The sequence below is a fragment of the Halomonas urmiana genome (assembly GCF_005780185.1).
Classification (GTDB): domain Bacteria; phylum Pseudomonadota; class Gammaproteobacteria; order Pseudomonadales; family Halomonadaceae; genus Halomonas; species Halomonas urmiana.
Genome location: NZ_VBUI01000003.1, coordinates 181,143 through 198,114 on the forward strand (window position 1 = coordinate 181,143; position 16,972 = coordinate 198,114).

The 16,972-nt window shown below is 69.7% G+C and carries 12 protein-coding genes; 5 read left to right on the forward strand and 7 right to left on the reverse strand.

Features of this window, described 5'->3' with window-relative positions; genetic code table 11:
* Window positions 1-33: 33 nt before the first annotated feature.
* On the reverse strand, window positions 34-1,371 hold the full coding sequence (gene senA, locus FEI13_RS03210) for a selenoneine synthase SenA (protein ID WP_138179459.1): 1,338 nt from the start codon (window positions 1,369-1,371) through the stop codon (window positions 34-36).
* Between the two features lie 100 nt (window positions 1,372-1,471).
* Here senA and senB point away from each other — a divergent pair, with 100 nt between their 5' ends.
* Window positions 1,472-2,461 carry a selenoneine biosynthesis selenosugar synthase SenB gene (senB, locus tag FEI13_RS03215; protein ID WP_138179461.1) on the forward strand — a complete coding sequence of 330 codons (990 nt, stop codon included), beginning with the start codon at window positions 1,472-1,474 and terminating at the stop codon, window positions 2,459-2,461.
* Between the two features lie 19 nt (window positions 2,462-2,480).
* Here the strand turns inward: senB and FEI13_RS03220 are convergent, their stop codons facing one another.
* Both FEI13_RS03220 and selD read right to left on the reverse strand, forming a co-directional pair.
* The gene (locus FEI13_RS03220; RefSeq protein ID WP_138179462.1) at window positions 2,481-3,443 is read right to left on the reverse strand and encodes a DMT family transporter; all 963 of its coding nucleotides are present in this window, start codon (window positions 3,441-3,443) and stop codon (window positions 2,481-2,483) included.
* On the reverse strand, window positions 3,440-5,752 hold the full coding sequence (gene selD / locus FEI13_RS03225) for a selenide, water dikinase SelD (protein ID WP_138179464.1): 2,313 nt from the start codon (window positions 5,750-5,752) through the stop codon (window positions 3,440-3,442). The genes FEI13_RS03220 and selD overlap by 4 nt, the downstream gene beginning before the upstream one ends.
* A 157-nt stretch (window positions 5,753-5,909) precedes the next feature.
* On the opposite strand from selD, the gene egtD reads away from it, so the two are divergent.
* A complete protein-coding gene (gene egtD, locus FEI13_RS03230; protein WP_138179466.1) occupies window positions 5,910-6,872 on the forward strand; it encodes an L-histidine N(alpha)-methyltransferase in 963 nt (320 codons plus the stop codon).
* Between the two features lie 104 nt (window positions 6,873-6,976).
* Here egtD and FEI13_RS03235 read toward each other — a convergent pair whose 3' ends face one another.
* The 4 genes from FEI13_RS03235 to FEI13_RS03250 form a co-directional block, all read right to left on the reverse strand.
* The gene (locus FEI13_RS03235; protein WP_138179468.1) at window positions 6,977-10,093 is read right to left on the reverse strand and encodes a molybdopterin dinucleotide binding domain-containing protein; all 3,117 of its coding nucleotides are present in this window, start codon (window positions 10,091-10,093) and stop codon (window positions 6,977-6,979) included.
* Window positions 10,086-11,267 (reverse strand): NrfD/PsrC family molybdoenzyme membrane anchor subunit, encoded by a 1,182-nt coding sequence (gene nrfD / locus FEI13_RS03240; protein ID WP_138179470.1) that lies wholly within the window; start codon window positions 11,265-11,267, stop codon window positions 10,086-10,088. The genes FEI13_RS03235 and nrfD overlap by 8 nt, the downstream gene beginning before the upstream one ends.
* Entirely contained in the window at window positions 11,251-12,027 is a 777-nt protein-coding gene (gene dsrO, locus FEI13_RS03245) for a sulfate reduction electron transfer complex DsrMKJOP subunit DsrO (RefSeq protein WP_138179472.1), read from the reverse strand. Before dsrO ends, nrfD begins: the two co-directional genes overlap by 17 nt.
* Before the next feature lie 262 nt (window positions 12,028-12,289).
* Window positions 12,290-12,574 carry an XRE family transcriptional regulator gene (locus FEI13_RS03250; protein ID WP_138179474.1) on the reverse strand — a complete coding sequence of 95 codons (285 nt, stop codon included), beginning with the start codon at window positions 12,572-12,574 and terminating at the stop codon, window positions 12,290-12,292.
* Window positions 12,575-12,955: 381 nt separating this feature from the next.
* Here FEI13_RS03250 and FEI13_RS03255 point away from each other — a divergent pair, with 381 nt between their 5' ends.
* From FEI13_RS03255 to lhgO, 3 genes are all read left to right on the forward strand, one after another.
* The gene (locus FEI13_RS03255) at window positions 12,956-14,395 is read left to right on the forward strand and encodes an APC family permease (protein ID WP_138179476.1); all 1,440 of its coding nucleotides are present in this window, start codon (window positions 12,956-12,958) and stop codon (window positions 14,393-14,395) included.
* 154 nt (window positions 14,396-14,549) lie between these two features.
* A complete protein-coding gene (gene glaH / locus FEI13_RS03260; RefSeq protein WP_138179478.1) occupies window positions 14,550-15,530 on the forward strand; it encodes a glutarate dioxygenase GlaH in 981 nt (326 codons plus the stop codon).
* An 86-nt stretch (window positions 15,531-15,616) separates the two neighbouring features.
* Window positions 15,617-16,813, forward strand: a complete 1,197-nt coding sequence (lhgO, locus tag FEI13_RS03265; protein ID WP_138179480.1) for an L-2-hydroxyglutarate oxidase — start codon at window positions 15,617-15,619, stop codon at window positions 16,811-16,813.
* The last annotated feature ends 159 nt before the right edge of the window (window positions 16,814-16,972 follow it).

Genomic DNA, 16,972 nt, shown 5'->3' on the forward strand with positions numbered 1-16,972 from the left:
GAGACCGGGGAAGGCGTTCAGGCGCCGCGGCGCTCAGCGCGCGCAGGTGCGAAAGCCGGCCAGAGTGTCGTGGCGGTCCGGGGTGAAGAAGTTGCGGTAGGCGGTGTGGATCAGCCGCGAACGGGTGGCCCAGGCGCCGCCGCGCAGCACGTAGCGCCCCTCCCGGAACCAGGGGGCCGAGTAGTCGCGATAGAGCTCGGGCGTAAAGCCCGGGAAGGGAGCGAAGGGCGAGGCCGTCCACTCCCAGACGTTGCCCAGCATCTGGCGACAGCCGAAGGCGCTGTCACCCGCGGGCAGTGCGGCCACGTCCAGCGGGCCCAGGCGCCAGCCGTCCAGGTTGGCGAGGCCGGTGTCCGGCGGCGCGTCGCCCCAGGGGAAGCGGCGCTTGCCGGGCGCGAGAGCGCTCCCCTCGGCCGACGGCGCGCGGCTGGCGGCCACTTCCCACTCCGCCTCGCTCGGCAGGCGTCGTCCGGCCCAACGACACCACGCCTCGGCCTCGTGCCAGCTGACGTGCACGACCGGCTGGTGGGGGGGCAGCGGCTGCCAGCGGTCGAAACGGCGCGCCTCCCAGCGGCCCCGGACGTCCCGGCGCCAGTAGACTGGCGCCGGGAGTCCCTGGGCCTCGCGCCACCGCCACCCGGCCTCGCTCCACAGCTCTCGCCGCGCGTAGCCGTCGTCGTCGACAAAGGCGGCGAACTCGGCGTTGGTGACCGGTGCCCGGGCGATCGAGAAGGGCGCCACCTCGACTTCCATGGGCGGCTTCTCGTTGTCGAAGCGGAAGGGCAGGGTCTCGTCGCCGCCCAGTCGATGGCGTCCGCCGGGAATGGCGACATCGCCAGGCAGCGGGCCGGTGGGCCCCTCTTCCGTGGCCTGGCCAGGAACGGGCGCGCCCAGGTCGGGGGCCGGGTCGCCCAGCGTCTGGCGGGTGTAGAGGAAGGCCTCGCCGTGCATGTCCTCGTGCAGGGTGGTGAGCTGGTAGACATAGCTCTGGGCGGCGCTGGCGGTGCCGTCGGGCAGGCGCGCGAGCATCGCCGCCTGCACCCGCGACAGGTAGTCCAGGGTCTTGTCGCGGGAGGGCAGCGGTAGCGCCCAGCGGTCGTCATGGGCGATGCTGCCGGAGTCGAAGAGTCGCTCGGCGCCGGCGAGCCGGTAGTCGGGCAGGCCGTGGAGGCCGCGCAGGGCGAAGTGGTCGTGGAAGAAGCCGAGGTGGCCGAGCTCCCACAGCGGCGGGTTGACGATCGCCAGCCGTGGGCCGAGTTCGCGGATATCGAGGGTATCGTGCATCAGCGCCAGGCTGCGGGCGCGGGCATCGACCAGCATCCCGGCCAGCGCGTCGGCGGTGCGAGGAGGCGTGGGCGGGGTGGCGATCATGAGGACCTCCTCGAACGGGGAGCGGCAAGAACGGATGAAGGTGCACGGAAGTATGACGGGGGCGAACGATGCAACGCGACATGGCAAGGGGGGAACAGTGTTGAAGGTAGCCTTGATCACCCCGGCGGGTCGAGGCTCCCACGCCGGCAACCGCGCCACGGCGACCCGTTGGGCGGCTAGGCTGCGTGAGTTGGGCTGTGGCGTGCGGATCGCCGGCCACGAGGACGCCCCGGCGGAATGGCGCGTCGACGGTCGGCCCCCCGACCTGGTGATGGCCCTGCACGCCTGGCGCAGCCACGGGGCCATCCTCGCCTGCCGCCAGGCCTTTCCGGCGGCTGCCTTGGCCGTGGTGCTGACCGGCACCGACGTCTATCGCTTCCAGCACAGCCATCCCGAGACGTTCCGGGAAAGTCTCGCGACGGCGGACGTCCTGATCGGCCTGCACGATGCCCTGGACGTGGACCTGCCCGCATCCGTGCTGCCGCGCCTGCACGTCGTCCACCAGTCGGCGCTGCCCCTACCGGCCGGTGTCCCGCGTCCAGGCCGGCGGCATCTGAACGTGCTGGTGGTGGGCCACCTGCGCGAGGAGAAGGATCCGCTGCGTGCGGCGCTCGCGGTGCGCGACCTGCCGTCGGGCTCGCGGCTGCGGGTCATCCAGCTGGGCGCCGCCCACGACGAGGGGTGGGCAGGGGCGGCCCGCGACGAGATGGCGGCCAATCCGCGCTATCGCTGGCTCGGCGACCTGCCGCGCTGGCGGGTGCGCCGGTGGATGGGGCGCGCCCGGCTGATGGTGATCAGCTCGCGCATGGAGGGTGGGGCCAACGTGGTCAGCGAGGCCTGCGTGGCGGGCCTGCCGGTGCTGGCCTCCGACATCCTGGGCAACCGCGGCCTGCTGGGCGACGGCTATGTCGGCTATTTCCCGGTCGTCGATACTGCGGCGCTGGGCGACCTGCTGCGCCGCGCCGAGGCGGAGCCGGCCTTCATCGAGGGACTGCGCCGCCAGGTGACGGCCCGGGCGCCGTTGTTCACACCCGACGCCGAGCGCGAGGCGCTGGCGAGGGTAATCGCCGCCTGCGGCCTGTCACTCTGATGCCTTGAGGTGCTTGACGTCACGATCGTCCGTCAGGCGCGCCCTCGGGGCGGGCCGGCGAGACGTGCTCCTCCCGCGTCGCCGTTTTGACGGGAGCGCTGATGCACACCAGGCAGGCCAGGATCAGCGCGATGCCGGTCCAGCCCAGCGCGGGTAGGCGTTCGCCGACGATGACCACCGCCAGTCCCGCCGCCACCACCGGTTCGAAGAGCGTGATTGTCGTGGCGGTGCTGGCGGGAATGCGGGCCAGGCCGTGCCCGAAGCAGAGATAGCCCAGGAACATCGGGACCAGGGCCATGTAGAGCCCGACCGCGGCATTGCCCCATGAGGCCAGCAGCGGTGCACCGGTCACCAGCAGCACCGGCATCAGCAGCAGGCCGCCGATCCCGAAGGTGGCGCCCATGGCGGCCCGGGGCGCACTGCCACCTTCCATCAGGCGACGCGCCGTCCACGAGTAGAGGGCATAGCTGAGCCCGGCCAGCAGGCCCAGCAGCACACCAGGGATGACATCCGAACCGGTCCCGGTCGGCCCATGGCCGCTCCCCTCGGCCAGGCACAGCAGCAGCATGCCGGCAAGCCCCAGCCCGGCGCCGGCCATCCAGCGCCCGGTGAGTCGCAGCCCATCCAGACGAGATTCGATCAGCGCCGAGAGCAGCGGTGCCGAGCCGATGGAGACCACCGTACCGATGGTGACGCCGGCCAGGCGCATGGAGGCATAGAACGCCAGCGGATAGATCGCCACGGCGACGGCGCCCAGCAGCAGGCATTGCCACCGCGCTCGCAGCAGGCCGGCATGGCGGCGGATCCGCCGGGCAGAGAGGGCGGCCTGCATCAGGCCGCCGCCGCCCATGGCCACGGCACCGATCGCCACGGCGCTGACGTCGGGTGCGAAGGTCGCCGCGGTGCCGGTGGTTCCCCAGAGCGTGGCGGCAATGAGGACCGTCGCGATGCCCAGCAGACGCTCCCGGGCCGCCGGGGTCATGACGCCTCCAGCATGGTGGTCGTGAGCGTGATGGGCTCCAGCGTCTCGCCGGCGGAGTTGATGCGGCCGATGATCGTGGCGTGCGTGTAGCCCCGGGCGTGCAGGGCCGAGAGGCAGGCCTCGGCGCGCTCGGCGGGCACCCCGGCGAGCAGGCCTCCGGCGGTCTGGGGGTCGAAGAGCAGCGGGTAGCGCGGGTGCTCGACCCAGGCCGCCTGGTCGCGAATGGCCCGGCGCAGGCGCACGTTGGCGGGCTGCAGGGAGCTCAGGATGCCGGCGGCGACGGTCTCCTCGGCCCCCTCGAGCAGCGGCAAGGCCGCCAGGTCGAGTTCGGCATCCACCCCCGAGGGGCGCGTCATCTCCACCAGGTGGCCGAGCAGGCCGAAGCCGGTGAGGTCGGTGCAAGCGGTGGCGCCGTGCTCATGCAGGCAGGCCGCCCCCTCGCGGTTGGACTGGACCATACTGGCCAGCGCCGCATCGATCCAGCGCCCCCGGGCGGCGAGCCTCGCGTGGGCGGCGAACAGCGTGCCGGTGCCGATGGGCTTGGTGAGAATCAGCACCTGGCCGGGACGCAGGCCGCCCTTGGTCATCAGGGCCGTGCTGTCGCTGTCGATCAGGCCGTTGACGGCGAAGCCCAGGGCCAGCTCGCTGCCCTCGCCGGTGTGTCCGCCCACCAGGGCGCAGTCGGCGGCGTTGAGCACCTCCACCGCGCCGCTCATCATCTGGAAGACGGTGTCCTCGACCTTGGCCTCGAGCCCCTGGGGCACCGTGGCCACCGCTGTGGCGGTCTGCGCCTCGGCGCCCATGGCGAAGATATCGCCCAGCGCATGGTTGGCGGCGATCTGGCCGAACACGTAGGGGTCGTCGATGAAGGCGCGGAAGAAGTCCACGGTGTGCACCATGTCCTTGCCGGGCGGCACTCGCACCACGGCGGCGTCGTCCGGTGCGTGCAGGCCGACCAGCACCTCCTCGCGCGCGACGGGCTCAAGCGTCGAGAGCGCCCGGGAGAGGGTGGTGGCGCCCACCTTGGCGCCGCAGCCGCCGCAGCGCATGGCAAGCGCCGAGATCGCCTGGGCGCTCTCGTCCTCGTCCAGCGCCACCCGGCTGCGTGCCGGGGCCTTCATGGCGTCCTCCGTCATCGGCGGCAGGTCGTTGAAGCGGGCCATGAAGCGCCGGTCGATCCAGTCCTTCCAGCGCCAGGCCCAGTCGCCGGCCAGATAGAGCCCGCCACGGGAGGCCACGGCGTGGCGGTCGCCGGTGCTGATCAGCGCCAGCCAGTCACGCTGCGGGCGGTAGGGCGAGAGCGGCCGGCCGGTCACGGCGGCGCGCAGGTTGTCGGCCAGCGGGCGGCCCTGGCGCACGGCGAAGACCCCGGCCTTCTCGCGGGGATGATCGACCTGGTGGGCGATGTCGCCGGCGGCGAAGATCCGCGGGTCCGAGAGTGACTGGAGGGTCTCGCCGACCCGGATGAAGCCGTCGTCGTCGAGCGCCAGCCGGGTGTCCTTGAGCCAGTCGGCGCCGCCGGCGTTGGTCACCCAGACGATCTCGTCGGCGTCGTGCCAGCGGCCGTCATCCGCCTGCAGCCGGCCCTCCTCGACGGCGACCACCTCGGTGCCGGCATGCACCGCGACGCCCCGACGGCGCAACGTGGCCTCGAAGTGCCGGCGCACCCGGGGGTTATGGGTCGGCAGGATGTGCTCGCCGCGGGTGAAGAGCGCGAAGCGAAGCTCGGCCGGGTCGCGCCCCCGGGCGGACAGCTCGCGGCCCAGCCGGTACTGCATGGCCAGCAGCAGCTCGACCCCGCCGGCGCCGCCGCCGACCACCGCCACCCGGGTCGTGCCGGGGTGCGCCTCGATGCGCTGGAGCAGCGTCTGCCAGCGGTCGTTGAAGCGGTGGATCGGCTTGACCGGCACGGCGTGAGCGTCGGCGCCGTGGACCCTGCCCACCCGGGGGGTCGAGCCGATGTTGATCGACAGCCAGTCGTAGGGCACCGGGGGGCGCGAGTGGCACAGCACCCGGCGCGACTCGTGGTCGATGCCGACGGCCTCGTCGGCGAAGAAGCGGGCCCCGGCGTATTCCGCCAGCCGGCGCAGGTCGATATGCACGTCGTCGTAGCCGTAGTGCCCGGCGACGTAGCCCGGCAGCATGCCCGAGTAGGGGGTGTGGGTGTCGCGGCAGATCAGGGTGAGCCGCACGCCCGGTTCGGGGCGCATGGCGAAGCGCTTCAGCACGCCGACGTGGGTATGGCCGCCGCCGACCAGCACGATATCGCGTAACGCTTGTAACCCCAGGGGCGGCTGCGGTTGCTGCATGAGGGGGCTCGCTCTAGATTGGTGAGAGGGTTGCGCGAGGGATCCAGGGCTCGCGCCGCGCCCAGTCTAGCCGGATTCCGGCGCGAGAATTTCCCCGGCTCGGGCCTGCCGCCGGGAATCGCCATCAGCCGGTGGGCTTACCTCTCAGGGGACCTCGATGACTGCAGCCGTGCACTTCCATGACCAGCATGTCGAGGGCGCGGGGGGCGCGTTTCGCGACGACGTCATCCATGGCCTCGCCGCCGCGCCGAAGGCGCTCTCGCCCAAGCACTTCTATGATGCGCGCGGCTCGCGGCTCTTCGAGGCCATCTGCGCGCAGCCCGAGTACTACCTGACCCGCACCGAGGAGGGCATCCTCGCCGCGGCCGTCGACGAGATCGCGGCGCTGGTGGGGCCCGATACCCTGCTGGTCGAGCTCGGCAGCGGCGCCAGCCGCAAGGTGCGGCGCCTGCTCGAGGCGCTGCGCCCCAGCCACTATCTCGGCGTCGACATCTCCCGGGACTTCCTGCTGCAGAGCACCCGTCGCCTGGCCGCCGACTACCCCTGGCTCGAGGTGCACGCCGCCTGGGGCGATTACTCGGCCGGGGTGCGGATGCCGCCGAGCCTCGCGGGGCACCGGGCGATGGCCTTCTTCCCGGGCTCGAGCATCGGCAACTTCACGCCCGCCGAGGCCGAGGCCTTCCTCTCCCGCCTGCGCCGGGCGCTGCCGCCGGGCAGCGGGGTGCTGATCGGCGTCGACCTGGTCAAGGCGCGCGACCGGCTGGAGGCGGCCTACAACGACGCCGCCGGTGTCACCGCGGCCTTCAACCTCAACCTGCTCGAACGCATGCGCCGCGAGCTGGGCGCCGAGGTCGAACTCGGGGCCTTCGCCCACCGCGCCGTCTTCAACGAGGCGGCCTCTTGCATCGAGATGCACCTGGTCAGCCGGGAACGCCAGGCCATCACCCTCGACGGGCAGCGCTTCGCCTTCGAGCTGGGCGAGACGCTGCATACCGAGAACTCCTGCAAGTACCGCCTGGAGGACTTCCAGGCGCTGGCCGCGCGGGCCGGCTACCGGTCCGGCGCCGTCTGGCTGGATGACCAGGCGCTGTTCAGCGTGCACTATCTGGTCGATCACTGACGCGGGCGCGTCGATCACCGACGCCGGATCCCCGTTATCGTCGCCGCACAACAAACGCCCCGCCGTACAGGCGGGGCGTTGGCGTCGAGCGGTCCGGCGTCCGCTCAGCCCTCGACGCGGGTGACGCGGATCGGCAGCCCCTGGCGCACGGCGGCGCCGCTGATCGGCTCGAGCCAGGTGCCGGCCACCCGGCGGGTCGGGTCGGCGAAGCCCAGGTCGTTGATGTTGATGCCGGCGCGCAGCCACTCGAGGTCGGGCTGGGACTCGCCGTCGATCACGTGGGGCGTGGCGCCCAGGTCGCGGTGCCCGTAGCCGTGCTCGATGGCCAGCGCCCCCGGCGCGACCCCCTCGCCGACCAGCGCCAGCGCGGTCACGCTGCCCCCGGGGCTCTCGATGCGGATCACGTCGCCGTGGTCGATGCCGAAGCGCTCGGCGTCCTCACGGTGCAGCATCACCGGGTTGTAGGGCTTGATCATGCGCAGCCGCTCGAGGCCGATGGCGTAGGAGTTCATCAGGTTCGACTTGAACGAGAACGCCAGCAGCGGCCACTCCTCTTCGGTGAACACCTCGCGCATGGCTCGCCCGTCGGCCAGGGAGGGCAGGCCGTGACAGGGCACGCCACGGTTGGGCACGCCGGTCTGGGTGTTGATGCTGGTGCCGACCCGCTCGTTGTAGACGCACAGGGTGCGCGTCCAGGCGCTGGCGAGGTTCTCGCCCTCGAAGTGATCCGAGAAGTCCTCGAAGCGCCCGCCGCGGGCGTAGAGGTAGGCCACTGGCCCGCGCTCATCGGGGGGCAGGGTGCGCTCGAGCTTCGGCATCAGCGGCGCCAGGCCGGCGTGGTCGATGTCGCCCTGCTCGGCGGCCGGCAGCGGCTCGCCCTGGAAGGCGACGTTGGCCGCGGCGCGCAGGAAGAAGTCCTCGGCGCGGTTCAGCGGGTGCAGGGTGCCGTCGGCGGCGGGGATCGCCCCCTCGCCGAAGCCGGGCAGGCCCAGGCGCTTGGCCACGGCGATGAAGAAGCTCTCCATGGAGACCGGCTCGCCCTCCGCGGTCTTCTGCTGGCGCGGCTCCACCACCGGCCAGCAGGCGGTGGTCATCTTGCCCAGGGTGCCGCGCCAGGCACCGGTGAAGCCCCACACCTCGTACATCACCGAGTCCGGCACGATGTAGTCGGCGTAGCGGTTGGTCTCGTTGATGAAGCCGTCGACCGCCACGTAGAGCCCCAGGCGCTTGGGATCCTTGAGCTTGTCGGCGATCAGCCCCTCGAGGCCGGCCTGGCCGTAGATGGGGTTGGCCATGCAGCCGATCAGCGCCTTGATGGGGTAGGGGTAGCCGTCCAGCGCCGAGGGCAGGTGCTCGGTGAGGGTGGGCGGCGCCAGGGAGCGCCACGGCGCCCGGGCGGGGTAGGGATTCTCCCCGGCGGCCACCTTGCGCTGGTACTCGGAGGACTTCTCGTAGGGGAAGCGCGAGCGGGAGAGGAAGATCCCCTGGGGGCCGCGCTTGCCGGGGAAGTTGGCCAGGTCGTAGCGCGGGCCTTCGCCCACGCCGTTGAACTGGCCACCGCCGGGGGCGCTGCCGCCCTTGCGGTTGTGGTTGCCGGCCAGCACGTTGAGCATCTGCACCGCAAAGGCGGCGTAGAAGCCGTTGCCGGACATCATGCCGCCGTGGCAGTTGGTCACCGCGCGGCGGCCGTGGCGGGCATAGCGCTCTGCCAGGTCGACGATGGTGGCTTCGGGGATGCCGCAGTGCGCGGCGTAGTCGGCGAGGCTGTGCTCATGGGCCGCCTCGCGCAGCATGGTCAGGCTGCTCTTGACCCGTACCCGCTCGCCGCTGCCGTCCTGGGCGGCGCCGAGCTCCACCTCGCGGTCGACGAAGAGCTCGGCGGCCATCACCGACTCGCCGTGGACCAGCTCGCCGTCGGCGATCACCAGCGGCGCGTCGTCCTCGGCCCCCGCCTCGGCGCGGCCCAGATCGCTGGCGCGCAGGAAGCGGCCGCGGCGCGGGTGGCCGGCGCTGTCGATCACCAGGTGGGTGGCGTTGGAGTGGGTGGCCTCCCCGGCGGCGTCGGCGGCGGCCTGGCCGGGCAGCGTGAGGAACTCGCCGGCGTAGCCCTCGTGGTCGAGCAGCCAGCGGATCAGCGCCATGGCAAAGGCGCTGTCGGTGCCCGGGCGGATCGGCACCCAGCGGTTATGGTCGGCGGCGTGGGAGGCCGAGGCGTTGAGTGCGGGGTCGACCACCACGTACTCCAGGGTGCCGGCGGCACGTGCCTGGGCGATCAGCCGCCCCTGGCGCTTGAAGGGGTTGCCGGCCTGGCTGGGCGCACAGCCGATGTACATGATGAAGCGCGCGTTCTGGATGTCCGGCTTGACGTGGGCGAACTTTTTCATGTCGTTCATCACGGCGCCGGAGCCCATGCGGAAGGCCAGGCCGCAGTAAGAGCCGTGGTGGCCGTAGTTGCGGGTACCAAAGGCGTTGAAGGCGAAGCGCTTGAGCAGTGCCGAGCGGCCATAGTCGGTGGCCTCCATCACCATCAGCTGGTTGGCCTTCGGGCCGTACTCGGGGTTCGCCGGATCGATCGGCGTGTCGACGTCGTGGATGGCGCGCAGGCCCTCCACCTGGCCCTCGCCGAACAGGTCGCCGCCCTCACAGATCTCCTCGATCACCTGCTCGAAGGGCACCTTCCGCCACTCCCGGCTGCCGCGCTCGCCGACCCGCTTCAGGCAGTGGGTGACCCGGAAGGGGCTGTCGATCTGGCTCATCATGGCGTTGCCGCGGGCGCAGGCGGTGGAGCGGTTCTGCTGGCCCTGGTCGCCGTAGGCGCTGAGGCCGCGCAGGGCATCAACCACCGGGGTACGCATCGGCAGGTGCTCGTCGGCGGAGAGCGGGTGGTAGGGATTGCCGGCGACGCGCAGCACCTGGTCGGTGGCGTTGTCGACGCGTACCCGCACGCCGCACTTGGTGGTGCAGCCGTAGCAGACGGTGAAGGCGAGGCGCTGGTCGGGGTTCAGGGTCAGCTCGCCGCTGGCCGAGTCGACGCTGTATTCCGGCGCCAGGGAGTTGCCGTGAATCGGGTGCTCGGGCGTCTCGCCGGCGCTGCCGGTGAGGCCCTTGCCCATCTTCAGCAGCGGATCGGCGTAGCCGGCGGCGAAGGTGGCGGCGCCGCCGGCGGCGACGGCGCCTTTCATGAAGCGGCGGCGTGACGGATCTGCGGACGACTTAGCCATGACGGAGGGCTCCTTCGACGTCAGGGTGTTCGGGTGCGGCGGGTGAGGCGTCGGCGGCGCTGCCGCCCTGGGAGGCCTGGCGCCACGGCACGAAGAGGTCGACCAGCAGGATGGCGGCGAGCCATAGGCCGAAGGTGCCGACGATGCCGAGGATGCCGGACGAGCCGGCGGGGATGCCGTAGTGGTGGAAGCCGGCGCTGTGGCGGGCCACGGTCTGCACGTCCATCAGCACCACCCAGCGGAACATCCAGCCGACGTGCAGGGCCGCGAGGCCCAGTAGCCAGGCCCAGGCGAAGAGCGCCGGGCGACGTGCAGCGGGGCGGGTGAGCAGGAAGAGCACCGCGCCGAACAGGACCAGGCCGGTGAGGCCGCCCCAGATCGCGGTGCTGCGCCACTCGGCGCTGTCGCGCACGGATTCCATGGCCGCGGCCACCGAGCCGACGTGGGCGTTGATGCCGTCGAGGAACCAGCTGCCGGCGACCAGGCCCGCCGCCAGGCAGGCGCCCAGCATCACCCGGAGTATCTGGCCGACGACGCTGGCATCGCATAGACCGCTCACGCGGTTGAGCACCAGGATCAGGCCGGAAGCGGCGATGGCACCGGTGGCCACGAACATCGGCGGCAGCCAGACGGTGTGCCACAGCGGGCGCGCCTTGACGATGGCCACCTCGGCGCCGGTGTAGAGCATGATGCCGGTGGAGAGCGCCAGGGTGGCGAGACCCACCAGCACCACCAGGGCGCGCGGGGTCGGCGCCTCGCCCAGCGACAGCCAGCGGGCGAGCAGGCCTTTGAGCCCGGGCGCCTGACGATTCGCCTGCAGCGCCGGCCGCCAGGCCAGCCAGGCCAGCACGATCACGCCCACCACGTAGAGCGGCAGGATCAGGCTGCCCACCGACATCCAGGAGTGGCCGTTGGCGTAGGCGTAGAAGTGCCAGAAGCGCAGCGGCTGGTGCAGGTCGGCGAGCAGCGCCACCGGCGCCACCAGGGTGGTGGTCAGGCAGGCCAGCAGCGCCAGGCGCGCGGTGGGCAGCCAGGATGACTTGCCGAACACCAGCGCCGGGGCGGCCAGCCAAAGGCTCGCGTAGGAGAGGGCGATCATGAAGAAGTACTGCACCGCCCAGGGGTACCAGGCGATGTCGTAGCGCGGGGCGAGCAGCTCAATGGCCGAATTCATAGCCCATCTCCTTGCCGTGGGAGTCGAGGACGTCCAGGGCCACCGGCTCGGCATCGGGACGGGTGACGAAGCGCTCGTCCATGCCGAGGTAGAAGACCTGGGGCAGGGTGTTCTTCTCGGGCTGCAGCACCATCAGCTCATCGCGATGCTCGGCGATCATGCGGCTGATCTGGCTGTCCGGGTCGCGCATGTCGCCGATGCTCCGAGCGCCGCCCACGCAGCTCTCCACGCAGGCCGGCAGCAGGCCCGCCTCCAGGCGGTGGGCGCAGAAGGTGCACTTGTCGGCGGTCTGGGTGCGCTCGTTGATGAAACGGGCGTCGTAGGGGCAGGCGTTGACGCAGTAGGCGCAGCCCACGCAGCGGTCGCTGTCCACCACCACGATGCCGTCCTGGCGCTGGTAGGTGGCCTCCACCGGGCAGACCGGCACGCAGGCCGGATTCTCGCAGTGGTTGCAGAGCCTGGGCAGCATGAAGGTGGCGACCTCGCCGGTCTCCTGGTGCGCCACCTCGTACTGGGAGACGGTGGTGCGAAAGCTGCCCAGCGGCGCGGCGTTCTCGATATGGCACGACACCGTGCAGGCCTGGCAGCCGATGCACTGGCGCAGGTCGATGAGCATGCCGTAGCGCTTTCTGGGGTCGCCTTCACGACGAGGCGGCTGCTGGTTGATGCCGGCACTAGCGACGCTCGATAGCGGCACCATCGCGGCGCCCGCGCTCAAGCGGGCCAGCTGGCCGAGAAGGGAACGGCGAATGGGGTCCATGGCGCCTCCGGTGGCCTGGATGGGGCGGAATCTTTCGCGGGCAGGCGAAAGGCGTTATCCGAAGGCTAGCGGTGACCCATGGCAGGCCTCTTGATGTCGGTCAAGAGATTGTTAGCAAGCTCTTAATGTTGGCGTAATGTTGGCGTAATCTGCTGAAATTAAAAGATATTAAGGGTGGTATAAAGACAAGAAAAAAACGCCCCGCCGGTGGGCGGAGCGTTCGCTGTTCGGTGCCGAGGCGGTAGCCCGAGGCGGTCATCGATCAGGGCGGCGTGGGTGTCCCGCTCGTGTCGATGCTGTGATAGACCAGGCGCAGCTCGTCCACCGAGAGATGCTCCAGCTTCCCCGAGAGGAGGTCGCTGATCTTCTGCATCGGCAGACCGGCGCGGCGAGCGATCTCGCGGCTGCCCAGGTCAGACACGGCGATCAGCCGTGTGATGATACGCATGAGGCGCGTACGTTTTTCCAGGTCCCTGACATCGAGGTCAGGGCAGCTTCGCGGAGGGTCGATCAGTTCCGCGTGGGCGGTGTGGCGTGCCGTGCTCATGATGCTCCAGTTGGCAATTGCGACAAGCACACTATGGCGGCTGAAGGACGTTTTTGCCAGTGTCCATTCGGGGAATTTTCAGGGAAAAATTGTCGCGTCGGCGGGGTTTGGCACGGGGGACGTGTCGTGCGGAATATCGAACACCCTGGAAGGAGGTTGCTTGGCCTGTCGTGTCCTGATTTGTTTGATAGATATCTGTTTTAAATGATTTTATTGGATAATTCTGCCGTCTAGGCCGAGGATGGCGGCCGCCGAGCGAGACGAATGTCTACGCCGATCGCGTTTCATTTCTCTTGAACGTTTTTCTATCGTTTACTACTTTGTAGACGTTTTCAGGGAAAATCGTAAATCACCATAACGACAAACGACGACGAGGCTGACATGAACAACGAGACGTCGCATGAGACGCATCTGAAGCGAGTCCTGGCGCGCAAGGACGTGCTGGCCCTGGCCTTCGGCGCGATGATCGGTTGGGGCTGGATCGTGCTGACCGGCAGCTGGATCCAGTCGGCCGGCAGCCTGGGCGCGATCACCGCCTTCCTGATCGGTGGGCTGATCATCGTGCTGGTGGGGCTGACCTACGCGGAGCTCGCCTCGGCGATGCCCCAGGTCGGCGGCGAGCACGTCTACAGCTACCGCGCCATGGGGCACTTCGCCTCCTTCCTCTGCACCTGGGCCATCACCCTGGGCTACGTGAGCGTGGTCGCCTTCGAGGCCGTGGCGCTGCCCACCGTGGTGGAGCACCTCTTCCCGGATTACGCGGTGGGCCAGCTCTGGACCATCGCCGGCTGGGACGTGAAGGCGACCTGGGTCGCCGTCGGCGTGGCCGGCTCGCTTGCCATGATGGCGATCAACTACATCGGCGTGCGCACCGCCGCCCTGGTGCAGAAGGTCGTGACCCTGCTGATCCTGGCGGTGGGCGTGATGTTCATCACCGGGGCCCTCTTCCAGGGCAGCACCGAGACCATGCAGCCGCTGTTCAGCGTCGAGGAGGGCGTGATGGGCGGCATCATGATGGTGATCATCATGGTGCCCTTCATGTTCGTCGGTTTCGACGTGATCCCCCAGGCCGCCGAGGAGATCGACCTGCCCTTCAAGGAGATCGGTCGCGTGCTGATGATCTCGGTGATCCTGGCGGTGTTCTGGTACGCCTTCATCATCCTGGGGACCGCGCTGATGCTCGATCCCGCGGCGCTGGGCGCGAGCTCGCTGGCGGTGCCGGATGCCATGCAGGCCGCCTTCCAGGCGCCCTGGGCCGGCAACCTGATGATCCTGGCCGGCATCGCCGGCATTATCACCAGCTGGAACGCCTTCTACATCGGCGGTTCGCGGGCCATCTATGCCTTGGCACACTCCGGCATGCTGCCGGCCTTCCTGGCCAAGCTGCACCCTAGGCATCGTACGCCGACCAACGCCATCCTGGTGATGGGCGTGCTCTCTTCCCTCGCGCCCTTCTTCGGCCGGCAGGCGCTGGTGTGGCTGGTGGTCGCCGGCGGCCTGGGCATCGTCATCGCCTATCTGTTCGTGGCGCTCTCCTTCGTGGCACTGCGTCGCAACGAGCCCGACATGGCCCGGCCGTTCCGGGTCCGCCGCGGCAAGGCCGTGGGGGCGCTGTCGGTGATCCTTTCGGTGGCGCTGATCGGCATGTACCTGCCGGGCAGTCCCTCGGCGCTCTCCACCATCGAGTGGATCATCTTCGCCGGCTGGATGCTGATCGGCCTGTCCCTCTACGCCTGGTCACGCCGCCGCTATGGCGTCGCCTACAGCGACACCATGATGAGCCGCGAGCTGGCCGGCGCGGATCCCTACCCCGGTCGCTGATCCCTGGTGCGACAGACGGCCGCCCCGGGAGTCCCGGGGCGGCCATCGACAACAGGACGTAAAGGATGGCCACTGGCCGTCCTTTATTTTTGACAAAAACAAAAAGTATAGATATTTTTAGATTGTGTCCACGTAACGCCATGGAGCCCCTGACATGACCGTACTGACCCAGCTGCCCGAGACCGCCATGCCCCTGCCCGCCGATCTCCACGGCTTCACCCTGGCGCCTTCCGCCCAGTCGCCGCGGCTGTTGCAGCTCACCGTCGGCCGCGAGGTGGTCGCGGCCTTCCTCGAGGCCGTCGCCGAATGGCCGGTGCAGGCGCTCGAGTACAAGTCCATGCTGCGCTTCCGGGTGGCCAGGATCCTCGATGACCTGTGCGACAACACCCTGCAGCCGGTGCTGATCAACACCCTGGTGGACCGTGCCACCGGCGGCCTGCAGGTCACGCCCGAGGGGCTGGACGACGTCGAGCAGGCCGAGGAGATGGTCAAGTTCGCCACCGCCGTGGCGCACCTGATGGGGCGCTCCAACTTCGACGCCATGAGCGGCCAGTACTATGCGCGCTTCGTGGTGAAGAACGTCGACGAGTCCGACAGCTACCTGCGCCAGCCACACCGGGTGATGGAGCTGCACAACGACGGCACCTTCGTCGAGCAGGACACCGACTATGTGCTGATGATGAAGATCGACGAGCAGCACATGCAGGGCGGCAACTCCCTGCTGCTGCACCTGGACGACTGGGAAGGGCTCGAGCGCTTCTATCGCCATCCGCTGGCGCGCCGCAAGCTGCGCTGGACCGCGCCGCCCAGCAAGAACGTCGCCCGGGACGTCTATCATGCGGTCTTCGACGTGGACGCCGAGGGCCTGCCGATCATGTCCTACATCGACCAGTTCGTGCAGCCCAAGGACTTCGAGGAGGGCAACTGGCTGACCGACCTCTCCGAGTCACTCGAGGGAAGCCCGGCGATCCTCTCGGTGGCCAACCCGGTGGGCAGCTTCCTGCTGATCAACAACCACTTCTGGCTGCACGGCCGGGATCGTTTCACGCCGCACCCGGAGCTGCGCCGCGAGCTGATGCGCCAGCGCGGCTACTTCACCCATGCCAAGACCCTGCGTAATCCGCGCCAGGTGTGAGGCGCCGCGACGCGACCGACGGGTTAGACTGACGAGGCCACGCCGTGACGACGGCGTGGCCGTCTCATTGGAGGAGCGAGGACGGCATGTACGATTTCATCATCATCGGCGGCGGCATCCTGGGCATGTCCACCGCCATGCAGCTCAAACAGGCCTATCCGGATCGCCGCATGCTGGTGGTGGAGAAGGAGCGCGAGGCGGCGCGCCACCAGACCGGCCACAACAGCGGCGTGATCCATGCCGGAGTCTACTACACCCCGGGCAGCCTCAAGGCGCGCTTCTGCCTGGAGGGCAACCGGGCCACCAAGGCCTTCTGCGACGCCCACGGCATCGCCTACGACACCTGCGGCAAGCTGCTGGTGGCCACCAACGAGCAGGAGAAGCAGCGCATGGAGGCGCTATGGGAGCGCACCGCGGCCAACGGCCTGGAGCGCGAGTGGCTCTCCAGTGAGGCGCTCAAGGAGCGCGAGCCGAACATCACCGGCATCGCCGGCATCTTCGTGCCCTCCAGCGGCATCGTCGACTACGCCGAGGTCACTCGGGCGATGGCCGCCGAGTTCGAGCGCCTGGGCGGCGAGATCCGCTTCGGCGCCGAGGTCACCGCCCTGGAGGAGCGCCGCCAGGAGGTGGTGGTCACCACCTCCACGGGCGAGTTCACCGGGCGCTACCTGGTGTCCTGCTCGGGCCTGATGGCCGATCGCGTGGTGCGCCTGCTCGGCCGCGACCCCGGCTTCAGCATCTGCCCGTTCCGCGGCGAGTACTATCTGCTGCCCGCCGAGCACAACGCCATCGTCAATCACCTGATCTACCCCATCCCCGACCCGTCCATGCCGTTTCTGGGCGTGCACCTGACGCGCATGATCGACGGCAGCGTGACCGTGGGGCCCAACGCCGTGCTGGCGCTGGCCCGCGAGGGCTATCGCAAGCGCGACGTCTCGCTTTCCGACATGGCGCGGATGTTCAGCGACCCGGGCATCCTCAGGGTGCTGGGCAAGAACCTGCGCCCGGGGCTTGCCGAGATGAAGAACTCACTGCACAAGCGCGGCTACCTGGAGCTGGTGCGCAAGTACTGCCCGAGCCTGACCCTCGAGGACCTGGAGCCCTATCCGGCCGGGGTGCGCGCCCAGGCGGTGACCCGCGACGGCAAGCTCGTCGACGATTTCCTGTTCGTCAACACCCGGCGCACCGTCAACGTCGGCAACGCCCCGTCCCCGGCGGCCACCTCGGCGCTGCCCATCGGCGCGCACATCGTCGGCAAGGTGAAGGAGCTGGTCGAGGCGTGACCCGTCATCGACCTAAGGGGGATTGCCGAAAATATCAGAGAACGTAGAAATAGTGGCATGGTGACTCACGCTCGCCCCATGCTAGGTTTTGTCCGAAAAGTCCGCTCGCAGGCAACGGTCTATGCACGCCAGGCATACCATGGCCCTGAAGCTGCTAGC

Excerpts from the sequence above, each read along its gene's own strand:
- FEI13_RS03255 (WP_138179476.1), top strand. The coding sequence starts at position 12,956 with ATGAACAACGAGACGTCGCATGAGACGCATCTGAAGCGAGTCCTGGCG.
- nrfD (WP_138179470.1), bottom strand. The coding sequence starts at position 11,267 with ATGAATTCGGCCATTGAGCTGCTCGCCCCGCGCTACGACATCGCCTGG.
- dsrO (WP_138179472.1), bottom strand. The coding sequence starts at position 12,027 with ATGGACCCCATTCGCCGTTCCCTTCTCGGCCAGCTGGCCCGCTTGAGC.
- egtD (WP_138179466.1), top strand. The coding sequence starts at position 5,910 with ATGACTGCAGCCGTGCACTTCCATGACCAGCATGTCGAGGGCGCGGGG.
- FEI13_RS03220 (WP_138179462.1), bottom strand. The coding sequence starts at position 3,443 with ATGACCCCGGCGGCCCGGGAGCGTCTGCTGGGCATCGCGACGGTCCTC.
- senA (WP_138179459.1), bottom strand. The coding sequence starts at position 1,371 with ATGATCGCCACCCCGCCCACGCCTCCTCGCACCGCCGACGCGCTGGCC.
- lhgO (WP_138179480.1), top strand. The coding sequence starts at position 15,617 with ATGTACGATTTCATCATCATCGGCGGCGGCATCCTGGGCATGTCCACC.
- FEI13_RS03250 (WP_138179474.1), bottom strand. The coding sequence starts at position 12,574 with ATGAGCACGGCACGCCACACCGCCCACGCGGAACTGATCGACCCTCCG.
- selD (WP_138179464.1), bottom strand. The coding sequence starts at position 5,752 with ATGCAGCAACCGCAGCCGCCCCTGGGGTTACAAGCGTTACGCGATATC.
- glaH (WP_138179478.1), top strand. The coding sequence starts at position 14,550 with ATGACCGTACTGACCCAGCTGCCCGAGACCGCCATGCCCCTGCCCGCC.
- FEI13_RS03235 (WP_138179468.1), bottom strand. The coding sequence starts at position 10,093 with ATGGCTAAGTCGTCCGCAGATCCGTCACGCCGCCGCTTCATGAAAGGC.